General features: G+C 46.4%; 11 protein-coding genes. 7 read left to right on the top strand and 4 right to left on the bottom strand.

All coding sequences use genetic code 11. The annotated features are described in order from the left end of the window. Window positions 1-25: 25 nt before the first annotated feature. Window positions 26-1,183: a DcaP family trimeric outer membrane transporter gene (locus ORJ00_RS17350; RefSeq protein WP_306140438.1), complete on the bottom strand. Its 1,158-nt coding sequence runs from the start codon at window positions 1,181-1,183 to the stop codon at window positions 26-28. Between the two features lie 255 nt (window positions 1,184-1,438). Between ORJ00_RS17350 and acs the strand changes: the two genes are divergently transcribed. Further along, window positions 1,439-3,403, top strand: a complete 1,965-nt coding sequence (acs, locus tag ORJ00_RS17345; protein WP_305974359.1) for an acetate--CoA ligase — start codon at window positions 1,439-1,441, stop codon at window positions 3,401-3,403. A 119-nt stretch (window positions 3,404-3,522) separates the two neighbouring features. Beyond that, window positions 3,523-4,200: a LuxR C-terminal-related transcriptional regulator gene (locus ORJ00_RS17340; protein WP_027670197.1), complete on the top strand. Its 678-nt coding sequence runs from the start codon at window positions 3,523-3,525 to the stop codon at window positions 4,198-4,200. A gap of 46 nt (window positions 4,201-4,246) precedes the next feature. Here the strand turns inward: ORJ00_RS17340 and ORJ00_RS17335 are convergent, their stop codons facing one another. Continuing rightward, window positions 4,247-7,798, bottom strand: a complete 3,552-nt coding sequence (locus ORJ00_RS17335) for a PAS domain-containing hybrid sensor histidine kinase/response regulator (RefSeq protein WP_306137580.1) — start codon at window positions 7,796-7,798, stop codon at window positions 4,247-4,249. Between the two features lie 162 nt (window positions 7,799-7,960). On the opposite strand from ORJ00_RS17335, the gene ORJ00_RS17330 reads away from it, so the two are divergent. The 5 genes from ORJ00_RS17330 to ORJ00_RS17310 all read left to right on the top strand — a co-directional run bounded on the left by ORJ00_RS17330 (window position 7,961) and on the right by ORJ00_RS17310 (window position 13,161). Continuing rightward, window positions 7,961-8,224, top strand: coding sequence for a DUF4212 domain-containing protein (locus ORJ00_RS17330; protein ID WP_027670199.1), 264 nt, complete (start codon window positions 7,961-7,963; stop codon window positions 8,222-8,224). A gap of 7 nt (window positions 8,225-8,231) precedes the next feature. Next, window positions 8,232-10,016 carry a sodium:solute symporter family protein gene (locus ORJ00_RS17325; RefSeq protein WP_027670200.1) on the top strand — a complete coding sequence of 595 codons (1,785 nt, stop codon included), beginning with the start codon at window positions 8,232-8,234 and terminating at the stop codon, window positions 10,014-10,016. 94 nt (window positions 10,017-10,110) lie between these two features. Then, complete coding sequence (locus ORJ00_RS17320; protein ID WP_305974363.1) at window positions 10,111-10,629, top strand: hypothetical protein; 519 nt, start codon at window positions 10,111-10,113, stop codon at window positions 10,627-10,629. A gap of 42 nt (window positions 10,630-10,671) precedes the next feature. After that, entirely contained in the window at window positions 10,672-12,498 is a 1,827-nt protein-coding gene (locus ORJ00_RS17315) for a DUF294 nucleotidyltransferase-like domain-containing protein (RefSeq protein WP_306140437.1), read from the top strand. Next, a complete protein-coding gene (locus ORJ00_RS17310; protein ID WP_027670203.1) occupies window positions 12,499-13,161 on the top strand; it encodes an exonuclease domain-containing protein in 663 nt (220 codons plus the stop codon). Between the two features lie 4 nt (window positions 13,162-13,165). Here the strand turns inward: ORJ00_RS17310 and ORJ00_RS17305 are convergent, their stop codons facing one another. Both ORJ00_RS17305 and ORJ00_RS17300 read right to left on the bottom strand, forming a co-directional pair. Beyond that, window positions 13,166-13,483, bottom strand: a complete 318-nt coding sequence (locus ORJ00_RS17305; protein ID WP_305974366.1) for a hypothetical protein — start codon at window positions 13,481-13,483, stop codon at window positions 13,166-13,168. Between the two features lie 102 nt (window positions 13,484-13,585). Continuing rightward, window positions 13,586-14,152, bottom strand: a complete 567-nt coding sequence (locus ORJ00_RS17300) for a sugar O-acetyltransferase (RefSeq protein ID WP_306140436.1) — start codon at window positions 14,150-14,152, stop codon at window positions 13,586-13,588. Window positions 14,153-14,268: the final 116 nt, after the last annotated feature.

Raw genomic sequence — 14,268 nt, 5'->3', positions numbered from 1 at the left:
ATGTAAAAGGTTTATCTAACTCAGACTAAAAATCGTATTTAGCACTGAACTGAATGCGGTTCATATCGCCATCTAAGCCGGTTTCAACCTCGCGGTTAGCGAACTTATATTCAACACCAAACATCAGTTTCTTCGCCGCTTGGTAAAGTAAGTTTGTGGTCCAGCTACTGGTGGTTTTTGTTACAGAGGTTCCTGTAAGCGCGGTATCATTATCAACACTCAGCATGGAATAAACTAAACTACTACGCCATTGGCTGTTCCAGTTATGCTTATACGCTACTGCAAAAGCGGTAGAATCAATGGCTTCTAATTCATTCTGTGCATCGAGCACTGCACCATTAACCGCATTTAAACCAATATAACGCCCCACACCAGAGCCGGTTGTTGCGGTCAGACGAATGTCATCATTATTGCCAAGTAGAATTTTCGCTGTTGCGCTTACGCCAAAAGCTGATGTCGTCGTATCTATAGTAGCTGTTTCATATGCTAACTGTCGTACTAATGCTGACACAGACCAGGTCCCCCAATCTGCTTTTTGGCCGTATTTAAATACTAAATCAGGCATAGCATTGTCGTCGGTAGTAATGCGGGCACCACCACCAAAAGGAGTTACTGTTGTTTCAGGGTTTTCAATGGCCACTTGAAAATTGCCACTGGTGTAGCGAATTTGAGCCTGCCGGGCAAAGGGCATTGCATCAGTATTACCGATAAAATCTAATGTATCTGGTAACGCATTAAGATCCATAAAAGTGGACCATGACTGTCCAAATAACCAACCATCATACGTAATGAAAGCCTGACGTAAGCGTGGTGAATAACTATTTGTAATACGTTCGTCACCACCTGCTGTTGCCATAAAATCTAACTCAATATGACCACCAATGGTTTTACCGTTTTCTAGCTTAGTACTGGTTTTAAAGAAGAAACGGGATTGACGTGCGTGAAAGTCAAAGGTACCACCTTCGTCTGCTCCACCAACCGGTGTCAGGCTGGGAATGTAAAAGTCACGGCCAATGCCGGTTGCTATTTGACCATCTGAACTATCAGTGTACATTGCATCCAGCTTGACATAGCCACCAAAGGTTACGTCAGTATCGCCAATGTTAAAGCCTGTCGCCTGGGCACTGCCTGTTGCCATAACAATACAGGCTGCGAGATAAGATAATGTTGTTATTTTTTTCATTCGCCGTCTCTCCATCTTTGTTCTTTTAATGGTAATTTTTTTGCGTTTCAACTTTGGTTCACGCTTGTAATCTGCGCAATTAGCCTTTAGTCGCAAATAAGCCACCGCTGCTATCCATAACAACCCGCGTAAGTATGTTTATTAAGGCGGGGCAACGCACTGAATTATTCGCTAGACTAAGGTCTAATTCCAATTGCCTTGCGGCTTGTATAGAAAGGCAGTATTAAAATTTTAAGTTTAGTTTTAGGGGAAGTTATGTCACATCAATCAGTCTATCCGGTTCCGGCCAGCGCAGCACAGCGTTCGCATCTAACCAACGAGCAATATATGCAAATGTATCAGCAGTCGGTAAGTTCACCTGATAGTTTCTGGGCCGAACATGGCAAACGGCTACACTGGTTTACCCCATTCACTAACGTAAAACAAACCAGTTTCGTCAGCGGTAAAGTAAATATTAACTGGTTTAACGATGGTGTATTAAATGCCAGTTATAACTGCCTTGACCGTCATTTGCCCGAACGGGCAGATCAAGTGGCGTATTTTTGGGAAGGTGACTCACCTGATGTGCAAAAATCACTAACCTACGCTCAGCTTCATCAACAAGTATGTCAGTTAGCCAATGGCATGAAAGCCTTGGGTGTTACCAAAGGCGACAAAGTAACCATTTATCTACCGATGATCCCCGAAGCCACCGTCGCATTACTCGCCTGTGCTCGCATTGGTGCCGTGCATTCGGTAGTTTTTGCCGGATTTTCTCCGGATGCTTTAGGTAGTCGAATTGTTGATTGTGACTCCAAGCTGGTTATCACAGCTGATCAGTCCTTACGTGGCAGCCGGGTAACAAACCTGAAAGACAACACAGACATGGCGTTGGCGCATTTGGGGGATAACTCACCGGTACAACATGTGATTGTAGTCAAGCATGTTGGCAAAAATGTTGATATGAATGCCGGTAAGGATGGCAGAGATGTCTGGTATCACGACTTATTGAGTAAGCAAAGCAGTGACTGTCCTGCAGAGCCTATGAAAGCAGAAGATCCGCTGTTTATTTTATACACATCCGGTTCTACGGGTAAACCCAAAGGCGTGTTACATACTACCGGTGGCTATATGGTGTGGGCATCGATGACACATCAATATGTATTTGACTACCACGAAGGTGACATTTACTGGTGCGCCGCAGATATAGGCTGGGTAACCGGTCATACGTATATCGTATATGGGCCACTAGCAAACGGTGCTACCAGTGTTTTATTTGAAGGGGTGCCTAATTACCCCAGCGTTAAACGCATGGCACAGATAGTTGACAAGTATAAAGTGAATATCCTTTACACAGCGCCAACGGCTATAAGAGCCTTAATGGCGCACGGCGATGCACCGGTTGACGGATGCAGTTTGTCTTCGTTGCAAACTCTGGGTAGTGTGGGTGAACCTATAAATCCTGAGGCCTGGAGCTGGTATCACGAGAAATTTGGTAAAGGCAACTGCCCTATTGTCGATACCTGGTGGCAAACAGAAACCGGCGGCATTCTCATCACCCCATTGCCAGGCTGTACCGCATTAAAACCAGGCTCGGCAACACGGCCTTTCTTTGGGGTTAAGCCCGCCATTGTAGATAACGAAGGTAACGAATTAAACGGCGAATGCGAAGGCAACCTGGTGATTAAAGACAGCTGGCCAGGACAAATGCGAACCGTATATGGTGATCACGAGCGCTTTGAACAAACTTATTTCAGTACTTATCCAGGCATGTACTTTACCGGTGATGGCGCCAAACGTGATGCTGATGGCTATTACTGGTTAACCGGCCGGGTTGATGATGTATTGAATATTTCTGGTCACCGTTTAGGCACTGCTGAAATTGAAAGCTGCCTGGTAGCACATGATGCTGTGGCAGAAGCAGCGGTGGTTGGCTATCCACATGATATTAAAGGCCAGGGGATCTACGTTTACGTTACGCCAAGAGTGGGTGTTGAACCCAGCGCAGAGCTGACCAAAGCCCTACGTGACTGGGTACGGGAAGAAATATCCCCTATTGCCGCTCCGGATTTGATCCAATGGGCGCCAACCGGCCTGCCTAAAACACGTTCAGGTAAAATTATGCGACGTATATTACGTAAAATTGCCGCTAACGAGCATGATCAATTAGGCGACATTTCTACTCTGGCCGATCCCTCTGTTGTAGAAACACTGGTAAATAACCGTTTGAATCGTAAGTAAGCAAACTAAAAGTGTACGCTTGACACCGCGCTCTACGAGACGCAGTATAAAGGCCGCATATAGCGGCCTTTTGTTTATAAATGACATAATAATTACAATTCCCTTCGCCGGAGGACAAGATGGCAAAACTGATCGTCGCAGACGACCACCCATTGTTTCGCAATGCGCTGATAAATGCCATCAGCAGCACTTTTGCTACCAAAGCAACCATTGAAACAGATAGCTTTGACAGCACCTGTACTGCCCTTGAGCAACACCCTGATACGGATTTACTGTTATTAGACTTGCATATGCCCGGCAACTGCGGTTTTTTAGGCTTAATACAACTACGAAAGAACTTTCCCAGCTTACCTATAGTCGTTATATCTGCCAGTGAAGAGCTGGACGTTATTCGTCGTGTTATGGCATTTGGCGCGTCGGCGTATGTGCCAAAGTCAGCAAACCCATCGGATATCAGCGCGGCGCTTAATGCCGTTATGGATGGCGAACTCTGGGTACCCGCAGCACTGAAAAAACAGGTGCTAGATCACCATAATGCCGAAGCTGAGGATGATTTAGATTTAGCCGCTAAGGTGGCACAGCTGACGCATCAACAATATAAAGTTTTGTACTACCTAACCGAAGGCTGGCTAAATAAACAAATAGCCTACGATTTACATATTTCTGAAGCCACCGTTAAAGCGCATATTACGGCCATATTTCGGAAACTGGGTGTCACCAACCGCACTCAAGTGGTTATTCAAGCACAGCGTTTAACACTGGAACCACCTGTTAATAAAGCAATGGCGCAGCACTAGCAATCAATACTGCTGCATTAACACCAGAACTGGGTATTTAAACATATTATTCGGCACTTCCCGCGCGCTTGAGCATTTTTAAATGATTTAAACTGGCTCTGAGCGCCGCGGGTTTAATAGGTTTAGCCAAAAACATCAGTCCATGCTGCTTTGCTTTTAGCGCTAAGCCCGCCTCGGGTGAAGCCGATACTAAGATACCGTTTACATTACCCCAAATTAGTTTGATACGAGCATAAAGCTGCAAGCCGTCCAAATGCTGGCCCAATTGATAATCTATTAACAATGCATCCGGTGCCGGATGGCTTCGTGCGTATTCCAACAAACTGTCCTCATCATAAAAACAGGCTACATTTTCAATTTGCCATTGCTGAAGCAGTATTGACAGCGCCGACAAGTTTGCCTCGTCATCGTCCACACACACCACAGACAACCCCTGTACCGGGCGCTGTATAGCACTATTTGGCAGTGGCAGCTCTGTGCGAGCTTTAGTCGCGACCAAGGGTAACTGAATACTGAACATGCTGCCTTTGCCTGGCCAGGACGCCACCTTAAGTGTATGTCCCAGCAATTTTGCCATACGATTAACCACTCCGAGCCCCAGCCCTACCCCTTGCTGGCCTTTGGCTGTGGCGTCAATGCGATAAAAGTCTTCAAATATGCGTAGTAAATCAGGTTCGGCTATGCCAGGCCCGCTATCCCATACCTGGATCAGTAACTGGTCACCACGTTTACGCCCGCCCACTAAAATACGTCCCTGTTTGGTATATTTTATGGCGTTTGACAACATATTTTGTAAAATCCGCCGTAAATATGTCGGGTCGGTCTGCACCTGATAATCCGCCTTGCGCACAATAAGTTCTAAACCTTTTTGTTTTGCTAGCAAGCTATACTCATCTGCAAGTTGCGACAACAGCTCTTTTAACGCTACGGTTTGCACATCCGGGGTTAGCTTGCCATCATCAAGCTTAGCAATCTGCAGTAAGGTCGAAATAAGTTCTTCTGAGGCTTTTAGGGAGTTATCCAACTGCCCCACGATATGTTGCTGCTGCTGGGCATCTTTACTGCCCGCCAGGGCTGCTGTAAACAAGCGTGCAGCATTCAATGGCTGCAAAATATCATGGCTGGCCAGTGCCAGAAAGCGTGTTTTTGACGCATTCGCCACTTCGGCTTCCGCTTTTGCTTGTAAAAGTTGTTGTTCGGTTTCTCGACGCCGTTTTACTTCAGATAGTAATTCATGATTAATCTCAGATATGGTTTGGGTGCGCTCGTGAACCCGCTCTTCCAGGTGCTGCTTAGCCTCTGCCAGCCCCTGTACCGCTTTAACGTGATCAGATATATCGGTAAAACTGGTAACAAAACCACCACCTGGTATCGGGTTTCCGCGCATTTCAATCACCTTACCATCCGGCCTAACCCGCTGGAATACATGCGCAGTACCATTTTGCATATGGCCAATGCGTTTTTCGACATGCTCATCAGCCGTACCCGGCCCGCATAAGCCACGCTCCGCGTTAAAACGCACAATGTCGGCTATTGGCCGGCCAACACGTACCATCGCTTCCGGGTAATCAAACATGTCTAGATAAGAGCGATTCCACGCTACCAGATTAAGATCACGGTCTACAACACTGACGCCCTGGCTTAAATGCTCTAAGGTTGAAAACAAAATTTTACGCGAGAACTGAATGGCCTGTGTTGTATCATCAAATAAGGTAACAACGTCTTCAAACGCCAGTTGGCGGCCTTCCAGCACAGCATTCACCATCGCTGAGGCTGACGATGCACCAATTACCCCCGCCAGTTCTCTTTCAACATGCTCAACCAAGCCAACACTGGGAAAGTCATCCAGCTGCAAGCCAACCTGCTGGCGACGGCCATACTCTTGTAAACATTCTGCAGCACGATTAGCACCGACAAAACGCTCGAGCAAAATTTTTAAATCGGTATTACGAATACGTATTCTTCTGGCGGGCGTATCCTGATGGTTAACCGGCAAATTGGGTTTTACAAAAGCCACCGCCTGTAACCGATCTTGCAAATTCACTTGTGTCGCTAACGAGCCGATAATATAAAACAGCAGGTTAAACCCTAACGAAAACAACACACCATGGCTCAAACTATCCAGTTCAGTGCCAAACAGCGCTGTCGGCACCAGTATCGACCAACCAAATAAACCGGTTTGCATAATGTCACTGTCAATGGCGCCTGTGCTGACCAGCTGCGGTAACATCAAGGTATAAAACCACAACACAAAACCAATGCACATGCCCAGATAAACGCCCCAGGCATTACCACGACGCCAATACAAACCGCCTATTACGGCAGGCGCCAGCTGGATCACCAAGGCAAAGGCTAACAGGCCGGTTTCGGCCAGTTCATAGTTACGGGCAAACACCCTGTAATACAAGTATGACAGTGCCATTACCAGAATAATCATGCTACGGCGCACCAGCAATATCAGCAGGCTGTAGTCATGTGGTAAGCCTTGTTTTTTACTGCTGCGCAATAAACTAGGCATAATTACGTCATTACTGATCATAGTAGAGAGTGCCAGTGTCGCGATAATAATCATCGAAGTGGCAGCAGAAAACCCACCAATAAAAACTAATACGCTTAAGGTGTTCCAACCCGACTGTGCGGGGATCAACAAGACAAAACTGTCGGCAGAGTTAAGTGCTTGCGGAAAAAGCTGCATACCGCCAATCGCAATAGGAATAACCACAATCGTGACCAAAAACAAATACAGCGAAAACCAGCGTCTGGCGTGCCGTAAATGGTGATGCGATACATTTTCAACAAAGGCCACATGAAACTGCCTTGGCAGTAAAAATACCGCTACCATGGCTAATACGGTTTTGGTTATAAACTCAAGTACATCAAATTCACTATTTTGTTGCTGCGCCATGGCGTGACTGGCAAAACGCGAAAAAATATCGCTACTTTCACCCAGCACAAAAACATAAACGGCTAACCCAAGTGTTAACAACGCAAAAAGTTTAACAACCGACTCAAACGCTATGGCGACCATCACGCCACGGCTTTGTTCAGTAAGGTGTAACTTACGAGTACCAAATAAAATGGCAAAAAATGCCATCGCAACAGTGCTTAAAAACGCACTATCCTGCCACCAATTAGACGCTTCATCAGTAAAATCGCCTCCCAGTAAAACCTGGTAGGAACTGGATACCGCTTTGAGCTGCAGCGAAATATAGGGTACAACCACTACTAAACAAATTAATGAGGCCAGTAGGGCAATGTTTTTGCGCTTGCCATAACGGGAAGAAATAAAGTCTGCAACTGAGGTAACGTTTTGTTTTTTAGATACATAAAGCAACTTAAACAAAAAGGGTTGCGCAAATACAAACAGCAGTACCGGCCCAAGATAAATAGGTATGTAGTCCCACCCCTGCGTCACCGCCGTGCCTACGGCACCGTAATATGTCCAGGAGGTACAGTAAACCGCCAGGGCCAAACTATAAATCAGCCCCCCATACTTTCGTATTAGTTTATCGTCAGCGTGACGCTCGCCCCAGTTGGCAATGAGGAACAAACCACCAACATATACCAATGCCAATACGGCAACTACCCAAGCGGCCACGGCGCTCTCCTGTTGTTTTTCTTATGCTGTACTTTTGGCCTAACACAAGGCACAAGTCAATTAGCCACGCACCGGCTTCGACTAAAGTCGGGCTTTAACTTGTGTTAACTACTGCTAGATTAACTTTGCAAGATAAAAATAACAAAGGAAAGGAGTGTATTTATGACTGAGCACGATAGCAATGCTGCAGCATATTGGTCAGCGAATCTTCGCCTGATCGTAGGTTGCCTCATCGTCTGGGCTTTGGTGTCATACGGCGGGGGGATTTTATTTCGACCTCTACTGGCTGGCATCAGTGTAGGCGGTACCGATCTTGGCTTCTGGTTCGCACAACAGGGGTCCATTTTAACCTTTATCGTTTTAATCTTCTTCTATGCCTGGAGAATGAATACGCTCGATAAAGAATTTGGCCTGAACGAGGAGTAAGTTCGTCATGAGTCAATTTGCAATTAATTTGATTTTTGTGGGCGGCTCTTTTGCGTTGTATATTGCGATTGCGATATGGGCGCGGGCCGGCTCAACCAAAGAATTTTACGTTGCCGGTGGCGGCGTAAATCCGGTAATGAATGGTATGGCAACCGCTGCTGACTGGATGTCAGCGGCGTCTTTTATTTCAATGGCTGGCCTTATAGCTGCTGGTGGTTACGCTAACTCGACCTTTTTAATGGGCTGGACCGGCGGTTACGTGTTACTAGCGATGCTACTGGCGCCCTATCTACGCAAGTTTGGCAAGTTTACTGTACCCGAGTTTATTGGTGACCGGTTTTACAGTAAAAATGCCCGTTTTGTCGCCGTTGCCTGTTTAATCATTGCCTCGGTAACCTACGTTATCGGTCAAATGACAGGCGCAGGTGTTGCCTTCTCCCGCTTTTTGGAAGTTGAAAGCGATACCGGCCTTATTATTGCTGCGGTCATCGTGTTTTTATACGCGGTTATGGGTGGTATGAAAGGCATTACGTACACTCAGGTTGCGCAGTATGTGGTACTGATTATTGCTTATACCATTCCGGCAGTGTTTATTTCACTGCAACTTACCGGTAACTTTTTACCTCCGCTGGGTTTGTTCTCTGAACATATTGAATCGGGTATGCCACTACTGCAAAAACTGGATATGGTGGTACGTGATCTGGGCTTTACCGACTACACCGGTGATGTATCGAATAAGCTGAACATGGTGCTATTTACCTTATCACTGATGATTGGTACTGCAGGCCTGCCACACGTTATTATTCGTTTCTTTACCGTTCCTAAGGTATCAGATGCACGTTGGTCAGCGGGCTGGGCTCTGGTATTTATCGCGCTGTTGTATTTAACCGCTCCAGCTGTAGCTTCAATGGCACGGTTAAACCTGTTAACCACTATCTATCCTGCTGGCACTACAGCTGATGCTATCGAGTATGCCCAGCGTCCAGATTGGATTAAAAACTGGGAAACCACAGGCCTTATTAAATTTGATGATAAGAACAGCGATGGCCGTATTCAGCTTTACAATGACAAGTCAGAGTCATTTAAGCAAACGGCAACTGAGCGTGGTTGGAATGGTAATGAGTTAACAGTAAACAACGACATTCTGGTACTGGCAAACCCTGAAATTGCCAACTTACCAGGCTGGGTAATCGGCTTAATTGCTGCCGGTGGTTTGGCTGCAGCGCTATCTACTGCAGCAGGTTTATTACTGGCGATTTCATCAGCGGTAAGTCATGACTTAATTAAAGGGTCCATTAATCCCAATATCAGTGAAAAAGGTGAATTGCGTGCCGCTCGTATCTCAATGGCAGTGGCCATTGTTATTGCGACCTGGTTAGGGATGAATCCGCCCGGCTTTGCAGCACAAACGGTAGCTCTCGCCTTTGGTATCGCCGCAGCGTCAATATTCCCGGCGCTGATGATGGGTATCTTCTCCAAACGCGTTAACAACAAAGGTGCTATAGCGGGGATGTTAGCCGGTTTACTATCTACCGTGCTGTATATCTTCTTGTACTTAGGTTGGTTCTTTATCCCAGGTACAGCAACATTTGCCAATACTCCGGATAACTGGTTGTTTGGTTCAATGGGCTACGGAATATCGCCACTGTCGTTTGGTGCTATAGGTGCAATGATTAACTTTGCCGTTGCTTTTGCGGTATCGTCTGCCACTGAAGCGCCACCAAAACACATCCAGGAATTGGTTGAAAGTGTGCGTTACCCCAAAGGTGCCGGTGCTGCTACAGACCACTAAACATCAAACACCTACTTGCTTTACATGCTAAAGCAAGACCACAATAATGAGACGGGCTTTCACGGTGAAAGCCCGTCCTTTTCAGGAAAACACTATGCTTTGGGAACTGATTGCAACGGTATTCGCAGGACTTGGCGCCGCAGGTATTGCACTGTTACTGAGAAAACTCAGCAGCAACCGCGCACCACGTTGGTTAATTCCGGTGTTTGCCGGTGCGGCTATGCTTGGCTTTCAAATTCAAGGTGAATATAGCTGGTATCAATACCAAGCGTCACGCCTGCCCGCTGGCGTGGTTGTGGTTAAAGCCATCGAACAAAAAGCGGCCTGGCGTCCCTGGAGTTACTTATACCCGCAAACATTGCGCTTTATTGCTGCAGATGTGGCTAACGCGTCAGCCAATACACAAAACCCAGACGTAAAATTAGTTGATTTGTATTTTTTTGAACGTCGGGCGATGGCACGACGGGTGCCAGTAGTATTGCATTGTGGCCAGATGGCACGCGCAGATTTTACAGAACAGCTGGATATTCCAATAAGTTCAGCTCCGTTGAGTGCTCAGTGGCAATCGCTCAGCGCAGATGATGCATTAATAACCGCCGTTTGCACTGGGTAAGCGGCTTAACGAGAATTCAATTTCGGTGTAACCGGAGCCAGAATGGAAGTTGCTGACGTTATTCATTTTCTTGCACAGACTACCCCGTTTAACCAACTAAGCGAGGCAAACCTTGGGCAATTTTCCAGCCACATTAATGTGGTGTATTGCAAAGCGCGGGATAAGGTGCAGGTTAACAGTGACCGGTTGCTTATTGTTCGCACCGGAATTTTTGCGTTGTATAGTGATCAACAGAAACTGTTAACCAAACTGCAAGCTGGCGACTTTTATGGCTATCAGCAACTCCTAACCCGTTTAACTGACAACGACACTTTAATATGTGAAGAAGACGGCCTGGTTTATTGGCTGGATGCTGAAGCATTTCACCAATGTCGTTATCAGTATAAAAATGTTGATATTTTTTTTCAGCGTCTGTTTAGCCGACGTTTGCATCAATACCGTGAACAACAGCAAGGCTCGCGTTTTACGCTTAAAATTAGCGATGTTGTGCAGCAGCGTAAAGTCGCGATACGGCCAGAGCAAAGCGTACAAGACGCAGCCAAATTGATGTCAGACCATCGGGTGTCATCGTTATTAGTTGAAGAGCAAGATAAGCTGGTTGGCATTATCACCGACCGCGACTTACGTAACCGTGTGCTCGCGTTGGGGTTACCGGCCAGTACCCAGGTTAACCATGTAATGACACGGCAACCACACAGTATTGATTTTCATGCTTATTTATATGAAGCCGTGCAACAGATGAGCCAACACAATGTGCACCACTTACCAGTAATGGCGCAAGGTATTTGCTGCGGTATGCTAAGTGCCACCGACATCATACGAAGCCAACAGGATCATCCGGTGTATCTTATCGGCGAGATCCATCGCCAGCCTGACGTTGATGGATTAGAACGCTGCAGCCAGCAAATTGCTACGCTTGCTATCACATTAAATAAGCAACAGGTACCCGCCCACGAAGCGGGCCACATAATTACAACTATTACCGACGCCCTAACGCAGCGACTAATTTACCTGGCTCAACAAAAATTAGGTGAAGCTCCCTGCATATTTAGCTGGCTGGCCTTTGGCTCGCAAGCCAGAATGGACCAAAGTTTAAACGCAGATCAGGACAATGCACTGCTATTGGAGAAAGAACCCACAGGCGCCGTTGCCGAGTATTTTTCTGAGCTGGCTGAATTTGTCTGTAAGGGCTTAGCGCAATGTGGTGTGACGTTATGTCCGGGTAATATCATGGCAACCAATCCTGAGCTACGGTTAAGCTTAAAAGGCTGGTCGGGGCGTTTTGCCCGTTGGATAGCCACGCCCACACCAGAAGCACTGCTCAAAGCCAGTATCTTTTTTGACTTACGTGTTATTGATGGCAGCAAAGGCTTGTTTAACGCCTTACAGCAGGACATTTTACAACGTACGGCAAAAGCTCCCTTGTTTTTGTACCATCTGGCACAAGCTGCTTTGCAGCGCACTGCACCACTTGGCTTTTTTAAAAACTTTATTCTGGAAGCAGACGGAAAACATAAAAAAGGCCTGGATTTAAAAAAACGCGGTATCAGCTTACTTACCGATCTGGTGCGCGTTTATGCACTGTCAGCCGGGATCACAGAGGTGAATACACGGCGCCGGTTACAACAATTGGCCGAAAAAGGTGTAATAGACAGTAAAGACAGCCTGAACATCAACGATGCCTTTGATTTACTGGCGCAACTGCGCTGGGAGAAGCATCAGCACGACCTGCAACAAGGCCACGATGTGACAAATTTACTCGACCCAATGGACGTCTCCGGCCTGGCACGCCATCAGCTTAAAGACAGCTTTGCCGTAATTAATGATGCACAAGGCAGCCTGAAACACCGCTTTTGTCGGGACATGTAAATGTTTAACTGGTTGTTTCGTCAAAACACAGCAATCAATGCTGTAGTTAATCGCTTTATTAGTCAGCCGTTTCCGGCGGCGACCACCTTGGTTGAGCACAGCCCGTTTTTAGTGTTGGATTTAGAGTTAACCGGCCTTAATCCGCGTAAAGATCATATTGTCAGCATTGGCTGGGTACCAATACACCAACAAGAAATTGTCTTAGCGCAAGCACGACATTATCTGATTAATAGCCCGGTAAGTGTGGGGCAAAGTGCCATTTATCATGGCTTGCACGACAGAGAGCTTAAATCAGCGCACGACATAGCCGATATTCTTACAGAGCTGTTAAACCAGTATGCCGGTTATGTGTTTGTTGCCCACCATAGCAAAATGGATGAGCAATTTTTGCGCTTTGCCTGTCAACGCTGTTTTGGTAAGGCGCCTCGGTTTAAATTTATTGATACCATGCAAATAGAATGGCAACGCTTACTGCGTCAGGGCAAAGTGGTAAAACATGATGCGTTAAAACTGCCAAGCTGCCTGCAACGCCATGGTTTGCCGCCAATGGCAAACCATCACGCGCTGGAAGATGCATACAGTTGCGCGCTGCTGCTGCTTAGCCAACTTAAACTGGGTGGAAACGCAATGACACTGGGCGATTTGTATCTGCTATCGCGTTAACGTATCAAATACGGCCCTGCTGCTTGCGATGTATCGCCGATACCTTCCCACCGGTTAACATAATACTAAGCAAATAATCACCGCCAATATCACCGGTAAGCCTGTAAGACCAAGTTTCTATCGTTTCGCCTTTTACCGGCTCGCCGCTACCAACACCAAGGGTTTCTATATCTTTAAATAGCGGCTCACCGGCCAGTGATATCAGTTCGATGCGTGACATACCGCATTTAAGTAACTTGCCATCACTTAACCTGAAACCACAGGCATTCGCTTGCGATGCCACGAGTAAGACTACTGCAATAACACTATGAGAGAATTTCATTTTTAGGTACCTATAATCTGATTCTGCGCCGATTATAGTTACAGGCTAGTGCTGAATACCAGATTAACACTAAATAATTACATTAAATTTACTTGGGTGATATCAATCAACCGCATTAATGGCTTTAATTACTTTACATGGATTGCCACCAGCCAGTACCCCCATCGGCACATCTTTAGTGACCACACTACCTGCAGCTATAACGCTGCCATCAGCTATGGTTACGCCGGGTAAAATCACGGCACCACCGCCAATCCATACATCATTGCCAATGGTTACCGGCAAAGCCTGCTCCAGCAAAGTGCGTCGTTTTAAGGCATCCAGGGGATGGTTTACAGTATAAATTTGCACTGCCGGGCCAAAAAACACGTTGCTGCCAATAACTACTGGCGCCACATCCAGCACCACACAGTTAAAATTAAAAAATACCTTGCTGCCGGTTCTAATGTTGTAGCCATAATCACAATAAAATGGTGGCTCAACGTAAAAATGCTTTCCCGTGTTAGGTAACCACTGTTTTACCACCGCCCTGCGCGTTGCTTCATCTTCAGGCGAACTATGGTTAAACTGATGCTGCAACTTGCGCGATGCAAGGCGCTCGGCACTTAGCGCTTTATCAAGCGGGTTATACCACTGCCCGCTAAGCATCTTGTGTTTTTCTGAGGGCATAAAGACGTACTTTTATTGTTTACTTTCGGGTTAAGGGTAACAGAATGCGGCACTTTAGCTGGTAGATTTTTAATATGCTATACGAAAGACAAAGCACAAACACCGTATAGAATAAT

The organism is Rheinheimera baltica (genome assembly GCF_030731985.1).
Taxonomy (GTDB): domain Bacteria; phylum Pseudomonadota; class Gammaproteobacteria; order Enterobacterales; family Alteromonadaceae; genus Alishewanella; species Alishewanella baltica.
This window is presented reverse-complemented; position numbering and strand designations above follow the sequence as displayed.

Excerpts from the sequence above, each read along its gene's own strand:
- ORJ00_RS17350 (WP_306140438.1), bottom strand. The coding sequence starts at position 1,183 with ATGAAAAAAATAACAACATTATCTTATCTCGCAGCCTGTATTGTTATG.
- acs (WP_305974359.1), top strand. The coding sequence starts at position 1,439 with ATGTCACATCAATCAGTCTATCCGGTTCCGGCCAGCGCAGCACAGCGT.
- ORJ00_RS17340 (WP_027670197.1), top strand. The coding sequence starts at position 3,523 with ATGGCAAAACTGATCGTCGCAGACGACCACCCATTGTTTCGCAATGCG.
- ORJ00_RS17330 (WP_027670199.1), top strand. The coding sequence starts at position 7,961 with ATGACTGAGCACGATAGCAATGCTGCAGCATATTGGTCAGCGAATCTT.
- ORJ00_RS17325 (WP_027670200.1), top strand. The coding sequence starts at position 8,232 with ATGAGTCAATTTGCAATTAATTTGATTTTTGTGGGCGGCTCTTTTGCG.
- ORJ00_RS17320 (WP_305974363.1), top strand. The coding sequence starts at position 10,111 with ATGCTTTGGGAACTGATTGCAACGGTATTCGCAGGACTTGGCGCCGCA.
- ORJ00_RS17315 (WP_306140437.1), top strand. The coding sequence starts at position 10,672 with ATGGAAGTTGCTGACGTTATTCATTTTCTTGCACAGACTACCCCGTTT.
- ORJ00_RS17310 (WP_027670203.1), top strand. The coding sequence starts at position 12,499 with ATGTTTAACTGGTTGTTTCGTCAAAACACAGCAATCAATGCTGTAGTT.
- ORJ00_RS17305 (WP_305974366.1), bottom strand. The coding sequence starts at position 13,483 with ATGAAATTCTCTCATAGTGTTATTGCAGTAGTCTTACTCGTGGCATCG.
- ORJ00_RS17300 (WP_306140436.1), bottom strand. The coding sequence starts at position 14,152 with ATGCCCTCAGAAAAACACAAGATGCTTAGCGGGCAGTGGTATAACCCG.